Here is a 23,055-nt window from a genome sequence, read left to right on the forward strand (position 1 = left end):
CGGCTGAGCGTTGGGGTTGTTCTGCTTGAGCAACTGCATCAGTTCCATCAGCAGCGTCAGGATCTGCTGCATGATGCCGTTCTGCGCGTTGTTACCGGTAAGCGCATTGCTGGCATTGACTTGCGGATCCTGACTGTTGGGTGGCGCGAAGTTCACCTGTGACGGCTGCGCGGCGTTGGCGAATAGCAACGTGCTGGGGTCAATGCTCTGGTTGCCGCTGCCACCGCCGGTGAGCGCATTGTGCTGCCCGGACTTGCCGCTCAGCGAGGAAAAGTCCGTGGGGGTGCTCAGGTCCTGTAACGGACGAAGCGACGAAACACCGATACTCATGATCGTTTACCTCTTTCAGCTCAGGGGGAATGAATCAATGGGCCTTGGGAATGCCGAACTGGTCCAGAACCGGGTCGACGTTATGGTCGAAGGCTTTCTGCGCCTTGTGCTTTTTAACCGCCTCGATGATTGCGGAGATGCCAAAGCCCAGGCTCATGGCCGCGTCCGCGATCCAGCCGACCACCGGGATCGAGGCGCCGATGGCCGCCCCCGCTGCCAGCCCGGCCGCCTCGCCGACGACCATGCCCGCCACTCGACCGCCCACTTTCGCGGCGACCTCACCCAAGCCCGCGCGCCCGGCAGACTTGGCCACCGCGTCGTAGCCATGCTTGGCCGCCGAAAGTCCCGACTTGGTGCTGTCGTAGAGGGTTTTGGCAGCGTCGGTCTTGTCGCCGCGAGCGAGCATGTCCGAGACCGACGCAAAGCCGGCAATGGACTGGAATGCCTTGGGTCCCACATGCGAGGCGGCCTGCATCAACATCGAGGGCGCGTGATCCTTGTCGCCCTTGGCGTTGTCCAACACCTTGCGCCCGGCCTTGGAATCCTGAAGCTGGCCGAGCGTCGCCTGTACGTAATTGCCTTGCTGCCCCTGGACGAAGTTTTCGGACAGCACACTGTCGTAGGCCGCTTTCTGCGCATCCGCGCTGTTGAGCGCCTGCTCCCCGTCGGCTTTTTTGGCGTGAAGCAACTGCCTGACCGCCCCACCTTCGCTGAAATTGCGAACGTAAGAATCCTGGATGCGCCCTTGCAGGTCGGGGCGCCCGCCCAGTACCTCTTGCGCGGTGGGAACAGCGGCATCAGGGCCGAGCAAGTCCTTCTGCATCTGCAACTGGGCCGATAGCCCGCCCAGGGCACTGCTGTAATCCGCATTGGGCTTGTCCTTGGTCACGGCTTTGTCTGCGGTGTTCAGATCGGTTTGCAACGCCTGCCCACTGTTGACCCGCTGCATCTGCTCGGTGACCGCCTTTTGCAGGGTCGGGGTGCTGTTCACCAAGGCCCGAGATTGCTGGGGAATCTGTTGATCGAGGAACGCCTGCACATCGGGGTCGGCCTGGAGCTGTGCGATTTTTTCGTTCAGGGCGTCCTCGGTCTTGCCGGTTTTGCGCAAATCCTCGCCAGCCTCCACGCTTTGCAGCGTCTGCTGCAGCTTCACCATGACCGCGGCTTTCTGCTCGCCGCTATAGGCTGCAGGGTGATCGAAGACATCCTTGCCCAGTTTGCTGATATCGGTATTGGCCACCGAATTGAGGGTGGCCGCGTCGCTGAGCACGCTGGCGAACTCTCCGCCATTGGTGGGTGCCTGCTTTTTGATCCAATCGCTAATGTTGCTCGCGCTGAATAACTTGTCCGGGCTGTGGGCGGCCAGCGAGCGCCCCGACAGGCCGCCCTGGTCGATCTGCGTTAGAAAGCCCGGCTGTGCCCAGGTCTTCGCGGCCTGACGCAGAGGGCCGGCCAAGCCGGGGTTATCGTTCTGCAGCGCTTTGAGGCCATCGGCGCTGGTGAGTCCGTCGACCTTGGTTTCACCCTCGGTCCCGGCCGCGTGTTTCGGATCGGCGGCCTTGGTCAAGGGTTCATTGGCACGCATCAAGGCTGCGCTGCGGACCAGCTCCAGGGATTGAGGGTCGGCGTCCGGATGGTCCTTCTGATAATTGGCAATGTCTTTGTCGGCACTGTCAGCCGCCTTCTGCATATGCTTGGCGAAGGCTTTGAGGTCACCATCGGTGATCTTGCCATCGGCCTTGCCGCCATGCTTGCCGGTGTCGACCGCCGTTTTCAGGGCCGGATTGGCGTTGATGAAGTCCATCGCTTTGGCCGCATCGGGGCCTTTTTCAGCGGCCATTCGGGCAGCGGCGATCGGCCGGTTCAGTTCCTTGGCTGCCTGTTCGCGCTGTTCCGGTGGCAGATGGGCGACCATGGGTGCCCATCGCTCCAATTCCTTGGGCGAAGAGTATTTGGAATCATCGAGGAAGCTCGCATCGTCGGCTTTCGGCACGTCGGCCGTGGCAGCAGTTGCAACGGGCTTTGCGGCGTTCACATCTGTTGCCGCCGCCGTTTTCTCGGCGCCAGTGGCCGCGGCCGACGGCGCTGCCCCATCTGGGACAGCCTGCGGAGTGTTCTGCGGAAGTTGAACATTGCCCTTGAACAACTGGGTCAGCTGCGCGAGCAGGGACAGCAATTGTTTCTCGGTCGTGTCGCCACCGACCGGCGCCTGCGCCGTCGCGGTGCCGAACTGCACGTTGGCGTTCTGAGTAGAAAGCTGGGGTTTCGCAAGCTTGGGCGCTGAAACGTCGAGCGGTGAATGTCGAGTGGCCTGGCCGCTGTCAGCCTGGGGTGAGATACCGCTGTAGGGACTGTTCGAAATACGCATGAGGGTCGCCATCCGGGATCGAGGGATGGCAACTGTGTGGTTCTCGAGGCAAGTCGGTTCCGGCAAATGTTTCTATTTGTTTCGCGCGACCCTGCCCGCTTTCATGTGCCAACACGCGTGGCCTCTCTATCATGAGGCCACACTGGTGCCCGTTTTCATCAGCACGTTCGCCAATTTGCGCGCCAGTTCTTCTTCCTTGTAAGGCTTCTGCACAATCAATTGTTGATCGACATCCAGAATGTCGATGTCGGCAAAACCGGTAATGAACATCACCGGCAAGTCTGGATGCTCCCGTCGCACCCGAGCGGCCAATTCGGCGCCCGTCATGTTGGGCATCGCGAAATCGGTCAGGACGAGATCGACGCAGGCATCGATTTTCTTCAGTGCCTCTTCGCCGTTCTCCGCTTCCACGACCGAATAGCCCAGTGAAACGAGCATCATCGCCGTCACCGAGCGCACCGCCGGATCATCGTCCACCAACAGAATGGTGCGGTGCAGGTCGTCCGCATCGGCGTGGCCAGGCATGTCCGAGTCACTGGTGACCGATTGCGCGGTCTGAGCGATGCTGGGCAGGAACACCCGAATGGTGGTGCCGACATCTTCGACGGTGTCGATGCGCACTCCCCCGCCCGACTGCTTGGCGAAGCCGAACACCTGGGCCAGTCCCAAGCCCGACCCCTTGCCGACGGCTTTGGTGGTGAAGAACGGCTCGAACGCCTTGGCCAGCACCTCCTCACTCATGCCACAGCCCGTGTCACTGACCGACAGCACGACGTAGGCACCGGGATCAGGATCCTCCGGCCGCTGCGGCAGGCGGTAGACCATCTCGTTCCATGTGCTCAGGCGCAATTGACCGCCTTGCGCCATGGCATCGCGGGCGTTGATCGCCAGGTTGAGAATGATCATTTCGGTCTGGGTCGGATCAACCAGCGCACTCCAGAGGTCCTCGGCCAGGTCAGTCTCGACCCAAACGCTGCCACCCAGTGCCCGCCCCAGCAGTTCGCGCATGCCGCCGATGGTGTCATTGAGGTTCAGCGCGACCGGTTCCAGGCGCTGACGCCGCGAGAACGACAACAACTGGCTGGTCAACTTGGCGCCCCGCTCGCCGGCAGCCCGGATATTCTCCAAGCGCTGGGGTGACTTGGTGAACACGCCCTTTTCCAGGTCCCGGGTGAGGAAGTTGGCGCTGGTGAGGATGACTGTGAGCAAGTTGTTGAAGTCGTGAGCGACTCCCGCCGTCAGTTGCCCCACCACTTCGAGCCGCTGCATCTGCTGCAGCGCCGCCTCCACCCGCTCCCGTTCGCGGATCTGGTCGCGCAGCCGCCTGTTGGTCGCCGCCAATTCGTCCATGACCGTCCGTTCGCTGGTGATGTCGCGGACCGCCACGTACATCACCCCTTCGTCGGGCACAATGGTCCAGGACAGCCAGCGATACCCCCCATCGGCATGGCGCATGCGGTTGACGAAACGGGTGGTCACGTGCCCATTTGCGACGCTGGCGGTTTCACCGAGGGTGGCCTCCAGGTCGTCCAGATGAATCAGTTCGGCGAGCGACTGACTCTGGAAGTCGTTGCGGGTCCAGCCCAAGGTCGCTTCCCAAGCCGGGTTCAGCGCGATGGGCGTCAGATCGAGACGCAAGACGCCCAGCAATTCACGGGACAGCTCCCAGGTCCGGTCGCGTTCGCGGGTCCGCTGTACGACGCGCTCGTTCAGGATGTCGTTGAGTTGTTGCAGCGCTTCGGTGGCCTGCTTGCGCTCGCTGATATCCTGCATCACCCCCGTGAAGCGCACGCACTGGCCGTTTTCGAACAGCGAGCGACCATTGGAAAAGACCCAGCGTTCGTCTTCCCCTTCGGTGAGGATCCGGTGTTCGATCTGAAAGCCCGTGTCGCCGCTCAGCGCTGCCAGGACCTTGCTGCGCAACGCCTCACGATCCTCTGGATGACAGCGCGAGAACATGAAGCTGAAACTGACCTGCGCATCGGCGGGCACACCGTACAGCGCCTTGCAGCGCTCGTCCCATAGCAGCGTCTCGCTGCGCGGGTCGTACGTCCAGACGCCCATTTCCGCAGCCTCGATCGCCAGATGAGCGCGGATTTCGGTTTCCTTCAGCGTCTGCTCGGCCCGCTGGCGCTTCTCCCGTTCCTGCACTTCCAGCACGGCCCGGGTGACCGCTTTGGGCAACATTCTGAGATTTTGCTTGAGGACGTAGTCCACAGCCCCCATCCGCATCATCTCGACCGCGTGCTGTTCGCCGAAAATGCCGGAAAGGAAAATGAAAGGCGTCTTTGGGGCCAGACGCAAGGCGGTGGCCAGCACATCCGGACCGGAAGACCCGGGAAGCAGGTAGTCGCTGAGAATCAGATCGAAACGCCCGCCCGACAGTTCGCGTTCCACGTCCTTGTGGTTGTAGACCAGTGTAGCGTCAACGTTCAGACCGCTGCTTTCCAGGATGAGCAGGGTCAGTTCCGCGTCGTGTGGGCTGTCTTCAACCAGCAGCAGCTTGAGTAGCGATATCGGCATGAATAGTCGTCGTTCATTGCACAAGGGCCCTTGCCGCCTGCATGTGACGCCAGGGGTCGGGCCTCTAGGTGTCGGCGATCAGGAACCCGGACGGCGTGTCAGTCGCAGTGAACCGGGCGGCGGCTCATTGAGAACGGCCCAGAAAACCCCGAGATCGGAGATTGCCGAGACGAATTCCTTGAATTCGACCGGTTTGACGACGTAAGCGTTCACTCCCAAGGCATATGCGCGTTGCAGGTCCGGCTCTTCACGGGACGACGTCAACATGACCACCGGCACGCTGCGTAACTCTTCGCTCTCGCGAATGGCCTTGAGCACCTCCAGACCATCGACCTTGGGCAGTTTGAGGTCCAGCAGCATCACCGCGGGATTGCCCGCCGCGCGATCGTGCCAGTTGTTGCGGCGAAACAGGTAATCCAGCGCCTCGGCACCGTCGCGTAGCACGATCACTTCGTTGGCCAATTGGCTGCGTTCCAGCGCAACCAGGGTCAACTCCAGATCGTTGGGGTTATCTTCCACCAGAAGAATGGGTTTGAGCATTGGGCGTCTCCTCGGACACTCAAAGGGTTACGGTCAAGCTGCGCTTGGGCAACGCAAAGTAAAAGGTGGCGCCCTGTCCCAGTTCGCCTTGAGCCCAGACTGAGCCATCGTGGCGCTCGATGATACGTCGCACACTGGCCAGGCCGATGCCCGTGCCTTCGAACTCTTCCATGCGGTGCAGGCGCTGAAACACGCCGAACAGCTTGCTGGCGTACTGCATGTCGAAGCCCACGCCGTTGTCGCGGATGTACACCACCACCTTGCCGTCTTCTTCATAGCTGCCGATCTCGATCACGGCGGCGATTTGCGTTCGGGTGTACTTGATGGCATTGGCCAACAGATTGCGCATCGCCAGGTGCAGGAAAGCGGCGTCAGCAATCACCACCGGCAGCGGCTCGGGGATCAGCCACTGCAAGTCACGCCCTTCGTAGTCGGGCTGCATCTCCTTGCGCATGGCCTCGACCATGGCGTTGAGGTCGACTTCCGAGAAGCGCATGGCCGAGCGGCCCATTTGCGAAAAGCTCAGCAGGTTGTCCACCAGGGTGCCAGCGAAGCGAGCCGACTCACCGATGTTATCGAGGAAACGCACTCCTCTTTCGGAAAGCTTGCCGCCTTCAGTGTCACCCAGCAGCTCGGCGTAGCCGGCGATGTGGCGCAGCGGCGCGCGAAGGTCATGGGACACGCTGTAGGAAAACGCTTCGAGTTCCTTGTTGGACTTTTTCAGTTCGTCCGCCAGCGCGGCCATTTCCTCGGCCTTGCGCAGTACGATGCCGAGCACGGCAGCTCGCAATTCGATGACGCCCTCAGTGTCCAGTTCATCCCATGGCCGAGAGAAGCCGCGCACGGTCTCCTGCCAAAGCGCGAAACTGTGGCGCGGACTCAAAGAGCCGCTATCGTCGACGGCCTTTTCCGGCCTGCCTGCCCAGTTCACCACACGTGTCTGTTCGGGACGGAACCAAATGATGTAGTTGGAGTGCAACTCCGAAATCGCCATGGCCAAGACGCCACTCACCGAGCGGCTGAGTTCGGGCAGTTCGGGAATGTCGCGCCCCACGTTGTCGGATTTGAACACGTCGTGGGAACCCCGCTGACTCAACCACTGGGTCAGGGCCTGGATGTGCCCGTGGCCCGGCGTCTCGCCGTATACATCGAGCGATGATTCGGAGATCACTGCGGCACCGGAGGCGCCCACGAACGCCAGGAGCACGTCCGGTACAGCCCGCAGACCGCCGATCACGCTGTCTAGGTCGGCCATGGCGGCGAGCATCTGCACGATCTGGCGGCGCAGGCTGAGCATGCGCTCGGTCCTGGCCTGGGCTTCCTTGGTTTCGATCTGCAACGACAGCACACTGCCCAGCAGTTCGCAGGCTGTGCGGGTCTGGAAGCTGACGGCACGTGGCGTTGCGTGGTGACAGGAAATCAGGCCCCACAACTGCCCCCGGACCACGATGGAAATCGACATCGACGCCAGGGTCTGCATGTTGCGCATGTACTGCAAATGCACGGGCGACACACTGCGCAACGTGGCGAAACTCAGGTCCAGCGGCGCCCCGGTCACCGGGTTGTCGAGCGGCACCAGCGGCGAGGGTTGGTAATTGGCGTCCTCGATGACCCGGATACGGTTGGCCAGGTACAAGGCACGGGCCTGGGCCGGGACGTCGGAGCCAGGAAAGCTTAGCCCCAGGTAGGTCGGGTAATCCGGCTCAGCCATTTCAGCGATGACCAGCCCATTGCCCTCTGCATCGAACTGATAGGCTTTGACGCGACCGAAACCGGTGATCCGTTTGACCTCCGCCACCGAACGCTGACACAGCGCCTCGATGCTCTCGGCTTCTTGCATCTGGCTGATGAAGGTACGCATCAAGGGGTAGACGTTGCCGTAGGCCGAGCCCATGTCGCTGGCCGGTTCGAATTCGGCAATCAGGACCTGATCGTGCCGGTGGGCCATCATCGCGATCGGTTTGCCAGCCTGGATCCCCTCCAGAAAGCGAACATCGCCGACGTGAAAAGGGTTCTGATCCTCTTCAGGCAAGGCCGCGAACCGCGCGATCAATCGTTCGGCGTCATCGAACACTTGGGACAGCGGCAGGCCGATCAGCGCCTGCGGCGCAATCCCCAGCCACTCGCTCACGTTCGCGCTGACCTGGACAACGGTCATCGCTGCCTCTTCGATCACCAGCAAAAACCCCTGAGGCTGGATGCTGCCGGGGATCTGGATGGGCTCGCGGGCGCACTGATCGATCGCGCTCTGTTCAAGTGCCGGGCTCAGGGTCAAAAGTCGGTCTCCTTCACCCCAGCCTGCCTGAGACAGACACACCGGGATGGGTGCCAGAAAACGTCGGCACTGATTGAATGGGCGTACACATTAACAAATCCGGACCCTGTATACGACACACGAAGTCTCTGACCGTTCGAAGTCTCGGCCGCGGGCGAGAAGTGCCCCGGCGGGCAGCGCGGCGGGCGATAGCGGTCACTCGCAAGCTGCCCTGGCGCACCGCCCGGAGCCGCCCCATGCCAAGCCAGGTTTTGGGCAACGGCTTCACGCGGCACGAACGCGCAGGGTGGGCGTGATCGTAATGTCGATCACGCCGGAGGAAGGGGCGCTCTGGCGCTAGATACCCGCCAAGGCCAGGTCCATCGCGAAGTAAGTGAAAATCAGATCGGCGCCCGCGCGCTTGATGGCGCCCAGGCTCTCACGCACCACGCGGTGTTCGTCAATGGCGCCGGCCTGTGCGGCGAACTTGATCATCGCGTACTCCCCACTGACCTGATACGCCGCCAACGGCAGGTTCGACGCTTCGCGGATATCGCGGATGATGTCCAGGTAAGCGCCAGCGGGCTTGACCATCAGCGCATCGGCGCCCTCGGCTTCGTCCAGCAGGGATTCACGCAGGGCTTCGCGTCGGTTCATCGGGTTCATCTGGTAGGTCTTGCGGTCGCCCTTGAGCGCCGACCCGCCGGCCTCCCGGAAAGGCCCATAGAGCGAAGAGGCGAATTTGGTCGAATACGCCATGATCGGGGTCTGGGTGAACCCCGCCGCGTCCAGCGCGGTGCGAATGGCCTTGATCTGCCCGTCCATCGCCGCGGACGGCGCGATCACGTCGGCGCCGGCGCGCGCTGCCATGACCGCCTGTTTGCCGAGGTTTTCAATGGTGGCGTCGTTATCGACGTGGTCGCCGTGCAGGACACCGCAGTGGCCATGATCGGTGTATTCGCAGAAGCAGGTGTCCGACATCACAATCATGTCCGGCACGGCATCTTTGATCGTGCGCGAAATGCGCGAGACCAAGCCATTTTCCTGCCAGGTGTCACTGCCGGTCGCGTCCAGGTGGTGGGAAACGCCAAAGGTCATGACCGATTTGATGCCCGCGCGGGCGTAACGCTCGACTTCTTGCGCCAGCTTGGACTCGGGGATGCGGCTGACGCCCGGCATACTGGTGATCGGGACGAAGTCGTCGACTTCTTCTTCGACGAAGATCGGCAGCACCAGGTCGTTCAAGGTGAATTCGGTTTCCTGAAACAGCGCGCGGAAGTTGGCATTGCTGCGCAGGCGACGTGGACGGGCAGCGGGAAACAGACTGGACATGGCAGTTCCTGATCAAAAATGGCGTACATGGGCCCGCACACAGCAACCGGGCCCTCATTAATGGCGCGAAGCTTATGCCTGCCTCGCATGGGATTCAAATATCGGGGCGATAAACACAATTGTCAGACGGGCAAAAGTCCCGCGCCCGGCGGCGAACCAAATCCCCGCTTCGCCTGTCATTTATCGCATGCAGCGCCCTTCCCGGCTGCGCAACCCATGTGGCGAGGCCAGCCGTGAACGACACCTCTTCCGAACGACGTAACAACCGCTCCCTGGACGGCCTCAACTTTTTCCTCGCAGACGTGCGCGATGGGCTGGGGCCTTACCTGGCGATCTACTTGCTGGCCGTCCATAAGTGGGATCCGGCAAGTATCGGCCTGGTGATGACCATCGCCGGTATAGCCGCTTTGATCACCCAGACGCCAGCGGGTGCGCTGATTGACCGCACCCGCAGCAAACGGCTGGTGGTCGCCACCGCCGCGCTGCTGGTGACGGCCAGTTGCCTGATCTTGCCCTTCATTCACAGTTTTACCTGGGTTGCGCTCACCCAGAGCCTGAGCGCGATCGCCGGATCCGTGTTCGCTCCGGCCATCGCGGCGATTTCGCTCGGCATCACCGGCCCGCGAGCCTTTACCCGACGCACTGGACGCAACGAAACCTGGAACCATGCGGGCAACGCCTGCGCGGCTCTGCTGGCTGGAGGGTTGTTCTGGGCCTTCGGCCCCATCGCTGTCTTTTACCTGATGGCCTTCATGGCCGTCGCCAGCGTGATCGCAGTCAGCTTCGTCGATGCCGAAGCGATCGATCATGACGTCGCGCGGGGTTTCGACCAGTCTGTCGACAACGCCCACGAGCAACCAAGCGGCTTGTCGGTACTGATGCACAACCGGCCCCTGATGCTGTTCGCCGTGTGCTGCGGCCTGTTTCACCTGGCCAACGCCGCGATGCTGCCGCTGGTCAGCCAGAAGCTTTCGCAGATCGACATGTCACTGGCCACCCCCCTGACCTCGGCCTGTATCGTCGCCGCCCAACTGGTGATGGTACCGGTGGCGTGGCTGGTGGGGGCGAAGGCCGACCAGTGGGGGCGCAAGCCGCTGTTACTGGCGGGCTTCATTATCTTGCCGCTCAGGGGCGTGTTGTACGTGCTCTCGGACAACCCCTGGTGGCTGGTCAGCGTGCAATTGCTGGACGGCATCGGCGCTGGCGCCTTCGGCGCGCTGATGCCCCTGGTGGTCAAGGATCTGACCCAGGGCACTGGCCGCTTCAATGTCAGCCTGGGCGCCATTTCGACGGTATTCGGCCTGGGCGCAGCATTGAGCAATGGGCTGGCGGGGCTGGTGATTCATGAGGCGGGTTACAGCGCCGCCTTCCTGACCCTGGCTGGCATCGCGGCGGTCGCCAGTGCATTGCTCTGGCTGGGCGTACCGGAAACCGCTCGGCACGCCGATCGAAATACCGCGCCACCCTCGGCACCCACCTCGGCGCAACCCATGGCGGGCTAGTCCTCGGGGCGGTTGGCCGCCCCTTCGCCCAGTTCGCGCTGCATGATCACCGTATCCAGCCAGCGACCGTGCTTGAATCCCACGGCCTCGAACACCCCGACCCGTCGAAAGCCCAGGCGCTCGTGCAGTCGGATCGAGGCAATGTTTTCGCTGTTGCCGATGATCGCCACCATCTGGCGGCGTCCGTTCTCGACGCACCTCTGGATGACCCGGCTCAACAACGCCTGGCCAATGCCCCGCCCCGCCATGCCTTCACGCACGTACACCGAATCTTCGACGGTGAAACGATAGGCCGGTCGCGGGCGATACAGGGTCGCGTAGCCATAGCCGACGATCTCCCCGGCCTGCTCGGCCACCAGATAGGGCAAGCCATGGGCACGGAGGTCCGCCCGCCGTTGGCGCATCTGATCCACTGTGGGGGGCTCCAACTCGAAGCTGGCGGTGCCATACAGCACATGGTGGGCGTAGATCGCCTGCACGGCGGGCATATCGTCTTCGTCAGCGTCGCGCAGAATAAGGGCTTCAGGCATGAACGTCTTCTTGGTCATAGGATCGGGACGGACTCATGATGCCGCGCCGCCCAGACAAAACAAAGCTATGATTCGTCATCCTCAGCATCAGTAAAACTTTGCCATGCACCGCCTCAACCTCATCCACCTGCACACCTTCGCGCAGGTCATCCGACACGGCAGTTTTTCCGCCGCAGCCGAACGCCTGGGTCTGACTCAACCCGCGGTCAGTTTGCACATCCGGCAGTTGGAAGCGCGTCTGAACCTGCGTCTGATCGAGCGGGTCGGCAAGCGGATCAAACCGACGTCCGCTGGCGACAGACTGCTCGACCACGCCGGGCGCATCGACGCTGTCGTCGAAGAGGCGTTGCTCGAACTGGCCCATCACGCCGCTGGCATCGCCGGTCAGGTCGCGATCGGTACGGGGGCGACCACCTGCATCCACCTGCTTCCCCCTATGCTGCAAAACCTCAGACATCACTTTCCGGATCTCGACGTACGGGTCAGTACCGGTAACACCGATGCCATCCTGCGCGCGGTGGAGGAAAACCGCCTCGACCTGGCCCTGGTCACCCTCCCGGCGGCTGGGCGCAGCCTGTCGATCAGCCCATTGCTGGCAGACGAGTTTGTCGCGATCTTCAGCGCTGAGGCGCCGGGCATCCACCCCCCTTTGACGCCGACATCACTGGAGCGTCTGCCGCTGGTGGTGTTCGAGGCGGGCAGCAGCACCCGCTTGTTGATCGATGAGTGGTACCTGCAAGCGGGTCTTCGGGTCAAACCGATCATGGAATTGGGCAGTGTCGAAGCCATCAAGGAAATGGTGGCCGCCGGCCTGGGCTACAGCATCGTGCCGCGCATGTCGGTGGCCGCTGAGCATCACCGGCGCGGCTTGCGGGTGGAGACGCTTACACCGCCGCTCAGTCGCACTTTGGCCCTGGTCCTGAGGCAGGACAAACCCGTGAACAAGGCGTTGCGCCAAGTGCTCGAAGCGTTACAGGCGCTGGCGCACTGATTGCGGTTAAACTGCCGCCCTCTTTCACTGCCGACCCACGCCCGCGCCCCGATGAACGCCACCGCCCTCGATACCCTCCGTCAACACCTGCTCGCCGCCCTCTGCCCCGCCCCTGCGCAAACCTGCCGACTGTTCCATGGGCGGGGCCGACGCTGGCCGGGCCTGGAGCAGGTGACAGTGGACTGGATGCAGGGGGTGGTGTTGGTGGCGCTGTTCAAGGCACCGGCCGCCGACGAGTTGGACGCCTTGAAAGCGCTGCTGAGGGAGGTCGTTCAGGCGCCCGCGTGGCATGACAGCGGTGCCCAGACCTTGCTGTTGCAACACCGTTACTTGCCTGACAGCGCCACCGAAACCCTGTTCGGCGAGTGCCCGGAAGAATGGACCGTCGTTGAAGACGGGCTGCGCTATCGCGTGGATTTCGGCAAGAAGCAGAACAGTGGCCTGTTTCTCGACATGCGCTGCGGCCGGGAATGGGTGCGGGCCAACGCCTCAGGCAAACGCGTGCTCAACCTGTTCGCCTACACCTGCGGATTTTCCGTGGCCGCGCTCGAAGGCGGCGCCACGTTCGTGGTCAATCTGGACATGTCTCGCGCGGCATTGAGCCGCGGCCGAGACAATCATCGGCTCAATGGCCACGACCTGACCAAGGTCAGTTTTCTTGGCCATGAACTGTTCAAGTCCTGGGGCAAGGTCAAGCACGGCGGGCCCTACGATCTGGTGATCATCGATCCGCCATCGTTTCAGAAAGGCAGTTTCCTCCTGACCAAGGATTACCAGCGCGTGCTGCGCAAGTTGCCTGAGTTGCTGACACCCGAGGGCACGGTGTTGGCATGCATGAACGACCCGTCGCTGGGCGCGGATTTCCTGATCGAGGAAGTCATCCGGGAGGCACCCGGTCTGCGCTTCGAACAGCGCATTCCCAACCCGCCGGAGTTCGCGGACATCGACCCGGAGGGCGGCCTCAAAACCCTGGTGTTTCGCCAGGGCTGAGGCCAGCGTCAGCGCTTCGATGCGCTCCCCGGTTCAGGCACTGAGCCGCGAAATCACGTCGTTCAGCCCCACCGACAAGACGTGCAGGTCCTGACTCGCGGTTTGCGTGCGCTGTACGTTGCTTTGGTTGGTGGTGGCAATGGCGGTGATCTCCGTCAGGTTGCGGGAAATGTCTTCGGCCACGGACGTCTGTTCTTCCGCTGCCGTGGCAATTTGCCGGTTCATGTCGCGGATCGCCTCCACAGCGGTGGTAATGCGTGCCAGCGAAGAACCGGCCAGGGCCACCTGATCGACGCTTTCCTGGCTGCGCGCCTGACCACTTTCGATCGCCTGCGCCGCATCGATGGCACCGGTTTGCACCGAGCTGATGATCTGATGGATCTCGGCGGTCGAGGCGGCGGTGCGCTGGGCCAGGGTTCGGACTTCATCGGCCACCACGGCGAAGCCGCGGCCCGCATCCCCGGCGCGCGCAGCCTCGATGGCCGCGTTCAAGGCCAGCAGGTTCGTCTGCTCGGCGATGCCGCGGATCACCTCCAGCACTTTGCCGATGCGGCCGCTGTCACTTTCCAGACGTCGGATCACATCTGCAGTGTTGCTGATCTCGGCGCGCATCCGGGTAATCGCCGTGATGGTTGCGTTCATCACCTCGCTGCCGTCCTGGGAGTTGCGATCCGCTTCATCCGCCGCGTTGGCCGCCTGGGCAGCGTGGCGAGCGACCTCCTGCGCAGTGGCCGACATCTCGGTCATCGCGGTGGCCACCTGATCGGTACGCTCGAACTGCTCGTGAGTGCCCTGCGCCATCAACGCCGCAATGGCTTTCAACTCGCCACCGGCGCTGTCCAGGTCGGTGGTGCTGCGCTTGAGACGGTTGAAGGTGTCGGCGAGAAAATCGCGCAAGGTGTTGGCCGCCACCGCCAGGCGCCCCAACTCGTCCTGACGGATGACGCTGACGCGGTCGCTGAAGCGCCCTTGGCTCAATTGCGCGACGTAGTCGATCAGCAGGCCGATCGGACCCACGATGTTGCGGTTGACGACCCACAGCGCCAGCCCCCCCACCAGTAAGGCCGAGACCAGCATCACCAGCGTACCGATGAGGATGGTTCGGTCGGCGGCATCGCTGATCATCAGCGATTGTGCATCGCTCTGTTCGCGCAGGCTGACCACCAGCGCGCTCATCTGCTCACTGGCTGCCCGGTCCATGCCCTTGACCGCATGATCGCCGGCCACCGGATCAGCGCCTGCCGCCACGAATGCCTCGAACCCTTTGCGGTAGGCCAGACCCAGCGCCCGGTGCTCTTCGCGCAGCTTGTCGATCCGAGCGCGGGTCGCCGAATCGAGGTCGCTCATGGCACTCAACCGCCCGAGGGTATCCTGGACCAAACGTTCCTGTTCCTCGAACTGGCCCCAGAACTTGTCGCGATCGGCCGTCTGTTTGCCGCGCAGCAGCACGTTTTTCCACTCCTGCACTTGCACCTTGAACTGCAGGTTCGCCTGATCGACCCGCTGCGAGGCCTGCAACGGCCCGTCCAACAGGCCGCGATAAGCATGCACGTTACTGGATAGGAAATGAAAACAGGCCAGTGCGATCAGCAGCACCAGCACCAGGCTGCCACCGAGCAGCGCGAGAATCTGCAATCTCAGGGATTTGGACATACGGGAATCTCATCAGGGAAGGACTGCGGTCTTCGGAATCGTCCGAAAATGCCTGCTTGCCACATCCCTGTGCCGCCATTTCAAGCTGATGCAAACAGCGGGCGTACATAGGTTGATTCGACTCTGGGATAGGGTTCTTTAAACGCCGTGATGCAGACCCGACAGACGGTCGGAAAGCGTCAATGGTTCGTCTGAAAGGCCAGTCAACCATTTGGCGAACACCCGCCATCACTCAATGGAGTCGCTGATCGTGTTTTCCCCGATCAGTGCATCTGAACGGCGGCCACGCTCAAAATCCGTCCTATTGCCCGAACACCTGCGACGGCCGCCTCAGCACCGGATCGAACGGGTTGATCTTCTGCCCGATGGCCATCGCTTCGCGCTTGAGCATCTCGACGACGGTTGGCATGCGCTCGGCATTGAGGCGGTCGGTAATCGTCGCCACGCTCAACGCCGCCACCGCCCGGCCTTCGCGATCCAGGATCGGCACCGCCAGACCCGCCATGCCTTCGAGCACGCCGGTATTGCGTGCGGCATAGCCCAACTGCCGGACGCTGTCGATTTCCGACCGCAGCATGACTTCGTCGTACAGGTGAAAGTCCCGAAGACGCGGCAGGTTGTAGCGAATCACGGTGTCCCTTTCCTCCTCGGGAAGGAACGCGAGAATGGCCAGGCTACCCTGCCCCACGCCCAGGGCCACGCGGCCGCCAATGTCGCCAGTAAAGGTACGGATCGGATACGGCCCCTCGCTGCGGTCCAGGCAAACGGCGTCGAAGCCACTGCGGGCCAGAAGGAACAGCGAATCCCCGAGCGACGCCGACAAGCGCAGCAAGCTCGGCCGCACCACATCGCGCAGATTGCCGGTCTGCCCTGCCCTTGCCGCCAGCGCAAAAAACTCAAGGCTCAGGCGGTAGCGTTTACTGCGGGCATCCTGCTCGACCATCCCTTCATCCAGCAAGCTGCGCAGCAGGCGATGGGTCGTGGGCTGTGACAACCCTATCCGCTGCGCGACCTGGCTCGCGCGCTCACCGTCTGGCGGACCGTCCCCTAGGCAGCGCAGCACTGCAAACAGTCGCGACACCGCACCCACACCCACATCGCCAGCTTGATCATTTCGTTCAGTGGAATTCATATTCATCCCAAACCTTAGGTAATTCATTGAGCGAATAAACTCGAAAATAAATCTCGCTCAATGAAATTCATCGTTGAGGCCATCCTAGGCTTCGGCCTAGGATCAGTCCACAGGGCGATTTGAATAACAGCGGCAGCCGACCCGATCGAGCGCCAACGTCCAGCGTGCTAGCACCCCAAGCACCCGCGCTTTTCTCTTTCGCATCTGCCCATAAAAACGCATGCCCCGGCATGCACGAATACGAGGTGGAACGCAGCCATGGCATTTCTTCAACTTCAGGCCCTGTGCAAACGCTACGGCGCCGTCGATGCGGTGGTCGCCACTGACTTGTCGGTGGCAAAAGGCGAATTCGTGTCGCTGCTCGGCCCCTCCGGCTGCGGCAAGACCACGACCCTGCAGATGATCGCCGGCTTCGTGGAGGTCACCTCGGGCCACATCCTGCTCGACGGCCGTGACATCACCCATGCCAAGCCCGCCAGCCGGGGGCTGGGTGTGGTGTTCCAGTCTTATGCCTTGTTCCCGCACATGAGCGTCCGCGACAACGTCGCCTTCGGCTTGAAAATGCGCAAAGTGGCGGCGAGCGAGATTCAGCGCAGGGTGACCAAGGTGCTGGCGCTGGTGCGACTGGACCGGCATGCCGAGCGCTATCCACGTGAACTCTCCGGCGGCCAGCGGCAACGCGTGGCCCTGGCCCGCGCATTGGTCATCGAGCCGCCTGTGCTGCTGCTCGACGAGCCGCTATCGAACCTGGATGCGAATTTGCGCGAAGAAATGCAGTTCGAGATCCGACGGATTCAGCGCGAAGTGGGCATTACCACGCTGATGGTCACTCACGACCAAGCCGAAGCGCTGTCCATCAGTGATCGGGTGGTGGTCATGCAAGCCGGGCGCATTACCCAGATCGACGAACCCTACGCGCTCTATGAGCACCCTCGTACGCGTTTCATTTCCGGCTTCGTGGGCAAGGCGAACCTGCTGCGCGGCGACCGCGATGGCAACGGCGCGGCGCAGGTCCGACAGCAGCACGGCGACGGCGAGCTGACCCTGAGCCTGCGACCGGAAAAAATCGACCTGCTCGCTGCCGGAGAAGGCCGCCTGCAGGGACGGGTCATCACCCGTTACTTCCTGGGCAGTCAGTGGCTGTACCGCGTTGAAACGACAATCGGCGAAATCACCGTCGTCCGTCGCAACGATGGTCAGGCGCCGCTGCAAGAGGGCACGACAGTCGGCCTGGATTGGCCCGCAACCTTGCTCCGGATCGTGAACACCGATGAGGTCTCGGTATGAGCGGCAGCACCCTGTTACGCGACAGCGGGCGCGGCTACCTGCTCTCGGCACCGGCACTGGTGCTGTTCATCGGCCTGCTGGTGCTGCCATTGCTGCTCACCCTGGTGCTGTCGTTCAACGTGTTCGATTACGAGGTGGGCGTCAAAGGCGATCAGTGGACGTTCGCCCAGTACCTGAACCTGATCAGCGATTCCTACTTCTACGAGATTTTTTTTCGCACGTTCTGGATCAGCGCACTGGTCACGCTGCTCTGCGTGCTGATCGGTGTTCCGGAGGCGTACATCCTCAGCCGCATGGGTACGCCATGGCGCTCGATTTTCCTCATCCTGATTCTCACCCCGCTGTTGATTTCCGTGGTGGTGCGGGCATTCGGCTGGAGCCTGTTGCTCGGCGCCGACGGGTTGATCAATCAGGCCATCCAGGCCCTGGGCGGGCGTCCACTGAAGCTGCTGTATACCCCGTTCGCCGTGGTGCTGGCGCTGGTCCACGTGATGCTGCCGTTCATGATCATCCCGGTGTGGACGTCGCTGCAAAAGCTCGATCGGTCGGCCGAGCAGGCCGCGCTGTCGCTGGGCGCAAGCCAGGCCACGGTCATGCGTCAGGTGGTGCTGCCGCAGGTGATGCCCGGCGTGCTGTCCGGCACCCTGATCGTATTCGGCCTGTCGGCCAGCTCTTTTGCCATTCCGGGGCTGCTGGGCGGGCGTCGCTTGAAGATGGTCGCAACCACCGTCTATGACCAATACCTCTCGGAACTCAATTGGCCCATGGGCGCGGCCATCGCCGTCGCGCTGCTGCTGATCAACCTGTTGGTGATGCTGTCGTGGAACCGGCTGGTGGAAGGCCGCTACAAGAAATCCCTGGGGGAATGACCGATGTCCAAGAATGGCCCGCTGGCCTTGTCCTTTCATGCCCTGGTGGTGGTGTTCATGCTGGCGCCGCTGGCGGTGGTGTGCCTGGTGGCATTTACCCCGGAAAACACCCTGAGCCTGCCCTGGCATGGGTTTTCCCTGCGCTGGTTCAGCGCGGTGTTCGAACGCGCCGATTTCATCCAGTCGTTCTACAACAGCCTGTTGTTGGCGGTGGTGGCGGCGACCCTTGCGACACTGATTGCCGTCCCCGCCGCGCTGGCGATCACCCGCTACCAGTTTCCCGGACGGAACCTGCTCAACGGCCTGTTCCTGTCACCGATCATCATTCCGCACCTGGTGCTAGGCGTGGCGATGCTGCGGCTGTTCGCCCTGATGGGCGTCAACGGCAGCTTTGTCTGGCTCATGTTCGCCCACGTCGTGGTGATCACCCCCTACGTGTTGCGCCTGGTGCTCGCCGCCGCGATCGGCATGGATCGCAGTGCCGAACAAGCCGCCGAATCGCTGGGCGCCAGCCGCTTCACCCTGTTCCGCCAGATCACGCTGCCGATGATCCTGCCGGGTGTGGCCGGCGGCTGGCTGTTGGCATTCATCAACAGTTTCGATGAGGTCACGCTGTCGATTTTCGTCACCTCGCCGGCGACCCAGACATTACCCGTGCGCATGTACGTCTACGCCACCGAATCCATCGACCCGATGATGGCCGCTGTTTCGGCGCTGGTCATCGCCCTGACAGCCGCCACCATGATCATCCTCGACCGGGTCTACGGCCTGGACCGCGTTCTAGTGGGACGACACTGATGGCGCGTCCCTTGATCCTTCACCCCTGCACCGGCCTTACAGAGAGCGCACCATGGCATTGCTGAAACGACTGGCCGAACTCGACCGCGAGGTCTTGCCCTTCACCCTCGACGGACAACCGACCCAAGGCCTGCGGGGCGACACCCTGTTGACCGCCGTGCTCACCGGCGCCGACCGCTTGCGGGGCAGCGACTTCAGCGCCGAGCCTCGTGCCGGTTTCTGCCTGATGGGCGCCTGCCAGGACTGTTGGGTCCGCCTGGGGGATGGCCGTCGAGTGCGCGCCTGCTCGACGCTACTGGAGGCCGGGCTGAGTGTCGTTCGCGAACCGGGGCGCTGCCTGTGAAACGCGCCGATATCGTCATTGTCGGCGCCGGGCCGGCCGGCATCCGCGCTGCGCAGACGCTGGTTGCCCATGGCGTTCAGCCCTGCCTGATCGATGAAAGCCTGCGCGGCGGTGGACAGATCTACCGCCGTCAGCCCGAGCACTTCAAGCGCTCGGCCAAGACCCTCTACGGATTTGAAGCGCCTAAAGCCCGTGCCGTGCATTCAGCTCTGGATCGCCTGGCAAGCCAGATCGACTATCGGCCGGAAACGCTGGTCTGGAACGCCGAAGCGCAAACGCTCGACACGCTGACCAACGGCGTCGCGACACAGGTGCCGTATCAACGGCTGATCGTCGCCACCGGCGCCACGGACCGCATCCTGCCTGTACCTGGCTGGACCTTGCCCGGCGTGTACAGCCTCGGCGCCGCACAGATCGCGCTGAAGTTCCAGGGCTGCGCGATTGGCGAAAAGGTGGTCTTCGCGGGCAGCGGGCCGCTGCTGTACCTGGTGGCTTATCAGTACGCCAGAGCCGGTGCGAAGGTCGCGGCGGTGCTCGACAGCGCCCCGCTCTCGGCTCAGACCCGCGCCCTGCCCGCCCTGCTCGGGCAGCCCGCGACCCTCGCCAAAGGCCTGTATTACCGCGGCTGGCTCACCGCCCATGGCATTGCGGTGCATCAAGGTGTCGCGCTGGAGAGCATCCAGGGGCGCCAGCGTGTCAGCAGCGTGCAATGGCGCGACGGCGGCCAATTGAAACGGCTGGATTGCGATGCCGTCGGCTTCGCTCATGCGTTGCGCAGCGAGACGCAACTGGCCGATTTACTCGGCTGTGCCTTCGATTGGTGCCCGCTGAACCGCGCCTGGTTGCCGCGCCGGGACGACCAGGCGCGCAGCAGCGTGGAAGGCGTTTACCTGGCGGGAGACGGCGCCGGCATCATGGGAGCCGACGCCGCAGAGATGGCGGGCGAGCTGGCGGCCCTGACCCTGCTGGGCGATATCGGTCATCAGCGCGACGCTGCCCGCAGCCGCGAACTGCAAGGCAAGCTCGAGCGTATTCGGCGATTCCGCCATGGCCTGGAAACGGCCTTTCCTTTCCCTGATCGCTGGGCGGCCGATGCGCCGGACGAAACGACCATCTGCCGCTGCGAGGAAGTCAGCGCCGGTGACATTCGCCGGACCGTCGCCGAGGGGCATTGGGAGGTGAACCGGGTCAAAGCCATGTGCCGGGTCGGAATGGGGCGCTGCCAGGGCCGGATGTGCGGGCCGGCATCGGCCGAAATCATCGCCCAGGCCAGCGGTCGCGACATTTCCAGCGTGGGTCGCCTGCGCGGCCAGGCACCGATCAAACCCTTGCCGTTCGGCGTGGAGATGGAGCCATGAGCGCATTCAGCGAAGTGGATGCCGTGATCATCGGCGGCGGCATCGTCGGCTCCTCCGCCGCGCTGTTTCTGGCCAGAACGGGCAAGCGCGTGGTCTTGCTGGAGCGGGACTTTGTCGGCGCCCATTCCAGCGGCGTGAACTATGGCGGGGTGCGCCGCCAGGGGCGTCCGCTGTCTCAGTTACCGCTTTCGCAACGGGCGCACGGGATCTGGGCAGACCTGCACAACCTGATCGGCATCGATGGCGAATACCAGCGCTCCGGCCATTTGAAACTGGCGCGCAGCGAACAGGACATGGCGGCGCTGGAGGCTTACGAACGGGCGGCTCGGGGCTTCGGTCTGAACCTGCGACTGCTCGACCGCGTTCAACTGCGTGCTCGCTTTCCCTGGGCCGGCGATGTTGCCGTGGGAGCGTCGCTGTGCGCCGACGATGGTCACGCCAATCCGCGGCTCGTCTCTCCCGCATTTGCTTTTGCAGCGCGGCGTGCCGGCGCTCAGGTGGAGGAACAGGCTCGCGTCATTGAAGTTACCCATGACGGCCTGGCCTTCAGAGTCCGCACAGCCCATGGCACCCAGTGGCGCGCGCCCTGGCTGCTCAATTGCGCAGGCGCCTGGGCTGCCGACCTCGCTGCACAATTCGGCGAACCGGTGCCGATGCGCTCGGGCCACCCGGCGATGCTGGTCACCGAACCGTTGCCCCTGTTCATGGACGTCAGCACCGGCGTCGAAGGCGGCGGTATCTATGCACGACAGGTCGCTCGGGGCAATTGCGTGCTCGGCGGTGGCCAAGGCTTCGCGCTCGACCCGGGCAGAGCCCGGCCCGGGCAGGCGGCGATTCTGGAAATACTGCGCAACGCCGGTGAACTCTACCCGCCGCTGGCAGGCGCACAGGCGATCCGCACCTGGAGCGGCACCGAAGGCTACCTGCCGGACCGCGAACCGGTGCTGGGGGCCAGCGCCACGCAACCGGGTCTGTTGCACGGTTTCGGCTTTGCAGGTTCCGGTTTCCAGATCGGCCCGGCCGCGGGTCAGGCGCTGGCGCAGATCGTCTGCGACGGGGCGCCCGACATCGCCCTGGATGCCTTTTCGATTTCCCGATTTCAAGCGGTACCGCCTGCCCCTGCCGTGCCCCCGCGCACGGATAACGTTATCCCTTTGCTCAGAGGAACATCGCAGCCATGAATACCCTCAGATCCCTTAAACGCCTCGCCCTGACCGGTCTGCCACTGGCGGCCACCGCACTGGCATCGACCACCGTCCATGCGCAAACCACCCTGTACCTGGGGATGAACGGCGGCACCATGGAACGGCTGTATGCCGATCAGGTACTGCCTGCGTTCGAGAAGGCCAACGACGTCAAGGTGGTGATCGTCCCCGGCACCTCCTCGGACATTCTCGCCAAGGTCCAGGCCAGCAAGGACAACCCGCAGATGCACGTCATGTTTCTCGACGACGGCATCATGTACCGCGCGATTTCCATGGGGCTGTGCGGCAAGCTTCAGCCGAGCGCAACCCTCGCGGACATTCCGGCCAAGGGCAAGATCAAGGACGAAGCCGTGGCAGTGAGCCTGGGCGTCACCGGTCTGGCGTACAACAGCAAGATGTTTCAGGAGAACGGCTGGAGCGCGCCAACTTCCTGGGCGGACATGGCAGACAAACGCTACAAGGACAAGCTGGTGTTCCAGTCGCTGGCCTCCAGCACCTTCGGCCTGCACGGCTTCCTGATGTTCAACCGCTTGCAGGGCGGCACCGAAACCAATGTCGAGCCCGGCTTCAAGGCGTGGCCGAAGACCGTGGGGCCGAATGTGCTGGAATACATCGCCAGTTCCGCAAAGATTTCCGAAATGGTTCAGACCGGCGAGGCCGCCCTGTTCCCGCTGACGCCGACGCAGGTCACCGCGCTCAAGCTCAAAGGCGTGCCCGTTGAGTACGCGCCGCCCAAGGAAGGCGCCGTGGTGCTGAACGTCGCCGAATGCACCATTGCCAATAACGATCAACCCGAGCTGGCGCAGAAACTGGCGGAATTCCTGCTCACTCCGCAGGCGCAATCTCCGGCGCTGGAACTGGGTGACCAGATCCCGTCCAATCCGAAAACGCCGACGAGCGACCGCACCCGCGGGCAGGTCGAGGCCATGAACAAGTACCTGGAAACAGCGGTGACCATCGATTGGGATCAAGTCAATCAGGTGCGTCCGGAGTGGAACGCTCGCTGGAGCCGAACCATCGAGCGGTAGCACACCGGGCGTGTATGCCCCG

General features: G+C 63.1%; 18 protein-coding genes and 1 pseudogene. 10 read left to right on the forward strand and 9 right to left on the reverse strand.

Going from position 1 to position 23,055, the window contains the following annotated elements; genetic code table 11:
• The 6 genes and pseudogenes from DBP26_RS22230 to hemB form a co-directional block, all read right to left on the reverse strand.
• Positions 1-330 (reverse strand): annotated as a pseudogene (locus DBP26_RS22230) (lytic transglycosylase domain-containing protein); the annotation flags it as partial.
• 34 nt (positions 331-364) lie between these two features.
• Positions 365-2,698: a type III effector HrpK domain-containing protein gene (locus DBP26_RS22235; protein ID WP_108239746.1), complete on the reverse strand. Its 2,334-nt coding sequence runs from the start codon at positions 2,696-2,698 to the stop codon at positions 365-367.
• Between the two features lie 129 nt (positions 2,699-2,827).
• Positions 2,828-5,221, reverse strand: coding sequence for a hybrid sensor histidine kinase/response regulator (locus tag DBP26_RS22240; protein WP_108239683.1), 2,394 nt, complete (start codon positions 5,219-5,221; stop codon positions 2,828-2,830).
• Positions 5,222-5,299: 78 nt separating this feature from the next.
• Complete coding sequence (locus DBP26_RS22245; protein ID WP_108239684.1) at positions 5,300-5,761, reverse strand: response regulator; 462 nt, start codon at positions 5,759-5,761, stop codon at positions 5,300-5,302.
• Between the two features lie 19 nt (positions 5,762-5,780).
• Positions 5,781-8,036, reverse strand: coding sequence for an ATP-binding protein (locus DBP26_RS22250; RefSeq protein ID WP_108239685.1), 2,256 nt, complete (start codon positions 8,034-8,036; stop codon positions 5,781-5,783).
• A gap of 336 nt (positions 8,037-8,372) precedes the next feature.
• Complete coding sequence (gene hemB, locus DBP26_RS22255; RefSeq protein ID WP_108239686.1) at positions 8,373-9,347, reverse strand: porphobilinogen synthase; 975 nt, start codon at positions 9,345-9,347, stop codon at positions 8,373-8,375.
• 233 nt (positions 9,348-9,580) lie between these two features.
• Here hemB and DBP26_RS22260 point away from each other — a divergent pair, with 233 nt between their 5' ends.
• Positions 9,581-10,849 (forward strand): MFS transporter, encoded by a 1,269-nt coding sequence (locus tag DBP26_RS22260; protein ID WP_108239687.1) that lies wholly within the window; start codon positions 9,581-9,583, stop codon positions 10,847-10,849.
• Here DBP26_RS22260 and DBP26_RS22265 read toward each other — a convergent pair.
• A complete protein-coding gene (locus DBP26_RS22265) occupies positions 10,846-11,379 on the reverse strand; it encodes a GNAT family N-acetyltransferase (protein ID WP_108239747.1) in 534 nt (177 codons plus the stop codon). The two genes, DBP26_RS22260 and DBP26_RS22265, sit on opposite strands and share 4 nt — an antisense overlap.
• A gap of 103 nt (positions 11,380-11,482) precedes the next feature.
• On the opposite strand from DBP26_RS22265, the gene DBP26_RS22270 reads away from it, so the two are divergent.
• Both DBP26_RS22270 and DBP26_RS22275 read left to right on the forward strand, forming a co-directional pair.
• Entirely contained in the window at positions 11,483-12,370 is an 888-nt protein-coding gene (locus tag DBP26_RS22270; RefSeq protein WP_108239688.1) for a LysR family transcriptional regulator, read from the forward strand.
• Positions 12,371-12,421: 51 nt separating this feature from the next.
• The gene (locus DBP26_RS22275) at positions 12,422-13,360 is read left to right on the forward strand and encodes a class I SAM-dependent methyltransferase (RefSeq protein ID WP_108239689.1); all 939 of its coding nucleotides are present in this window, start codon (positions 12,422-12,424) and stop codon (positions 13,358-13,360) included.
• Positions 13,361-13,393: 33 nt separating this feature from the next.
• Here DBP26_RS22275 and DBP26_RS22280 read toward each other — a convergent pair whose 3' ends face one another.
• Together DBP26_RS22280 and DBP26_RS22285 are read right to left on the reverse strand one after the other, a co-directional pair.
• Entirely contained in the window at positions 13,394-15,013 is a 1,620-nt protein-coding gene (locus DBP26_RS22280; RefSeq protein ID WP_108239690.1) for a methyl-accepting chemotaxis protein, read from the reverse strand.
• A gap of 301 nt (positions 15,014-15,314) precedes the next feature.
• On the reverse strand, positions 15,315-16,145 hold the full coding sequence (locus DBP26_RS22285) for an IclR family transcriptional regulator (RefSeq protein WP_108239691.1): 831 nt from the start codon (positions 16,143-16,145) through the stop codon (positions 15,315-15,317).
• A 258-nt stretch (positions 16,146-16,403) separates the two neighbouring features.
• Here DBP26_RS22285 and DBP26_RS22290 point away from each other — a divergent pair, with 258 nt between their 5' ends.
• From DBP26_RS22290 to DBP26_RS22320, 7 genes are read left to right on the forward strand one after another with little or no spacing between them, the layout of a single operon-like run.
• Entirely contained in the window at positions 16,404-17,432 is a 1,029-nt protein-coding gene (locus DBP26_RS22290) for an ABC transporter ATP-binding protein (protein ID WP_108239692.1), read from the forward strand.
• On the forward strand, positions 17,429-18,301 hold the full coding sequence (locus DBP26_RS22295; RefSeq protein ID WP_108239693.1) for an ABC transporter permease: 873 nt from the start codon (positions 17,429-17,431) through the stop codon (positions 18,299-18,301). Before DBP26_RS22290 ends, DBP26_RS22295 begins: the two co-directional genes overlap by 4 nt.
• Positions 18,302-18,304: 3 nt before the next feature.
• A complete protein-coding gene (locus tag DBP26_RS22300) occupies positions 18,305-19,099 on the forward strand; it encodes an ABC transporter permease (protein ID WP_108239694.1) in 795 nt (264 codons plus the stop codon).
• 52 nt (positions 19,100-19,151) lie between these two features.
• The gene (locus DBP26_RS22305; RefSeq protein WP_108239695.1) at positions 19,152-19,442 is read left to right on the forward strand and encodes a (2Fe-2S)-binding protein; all 291 of its coding nucleotides are present in this window, start codon (positions 19,152-19,154) and stop codon (positions 19,440-19,442) included.
• Positions 19,439-20,800 (forward strand): FAD/NAD(P)-binding oxidoreductase, encoded by a 1,362-nt coding sequence (locus DBP26_RS22310; protein WP_108239696.1) that lies wholly within the window; start codon positions 19,439-19,441, stop codon positions 20,798-20,800. Before DBP26_RS22305 ends, DBP26_RS22310 begins: the two co-directional genes overlap by 4 nt.
• Positions 20,797-21,981 carry an FAD-binding oxidoreductase gene (locus tag DBP26_RS22315; RefSeq protein ID WP_108239697.1) on the forward strand — a complete coding sequence of 395 codons (1,185 nt, stop codon included), beginning with the start codon at positions 20,797-20,799 and terminating at the stop codon, positions 21,979-21,981. The genes DBP26_RS22310 and DBP26_RS22315 overlap by 4 nt, the downstream gene beginning before the upstream one ends.
• Positions 21,978-23,033: an ABC transporter substrate-binding protein gene (locus tag DBP26_RS22320; RefSeq protein ID WP_108239698.1), complete on the forward strand. Its 1,056-nt coding sequence runs from the start codon at positions 21,978-21,980 to the stop codon at positions 23,031-23,033. The genes DBP26_RS22315 and DBP26_RS22320 overlap by 4 nt, the downstream gene beginning before the upstream one ends.
• The last annotated feature ends 22 nt before the right edge of the window (positions 23,034-23,055 follow it).

The organism is Pseudomonas sp. RIT409 (assembly GCF_003052515.2).
Taxonomy (GTDB): domain Bacteria; phylum Pseudomonadota; class Gammaproteobacteria; order Pseudomonadales; family Pseudomonadaceae; genus Aquipseudomonas.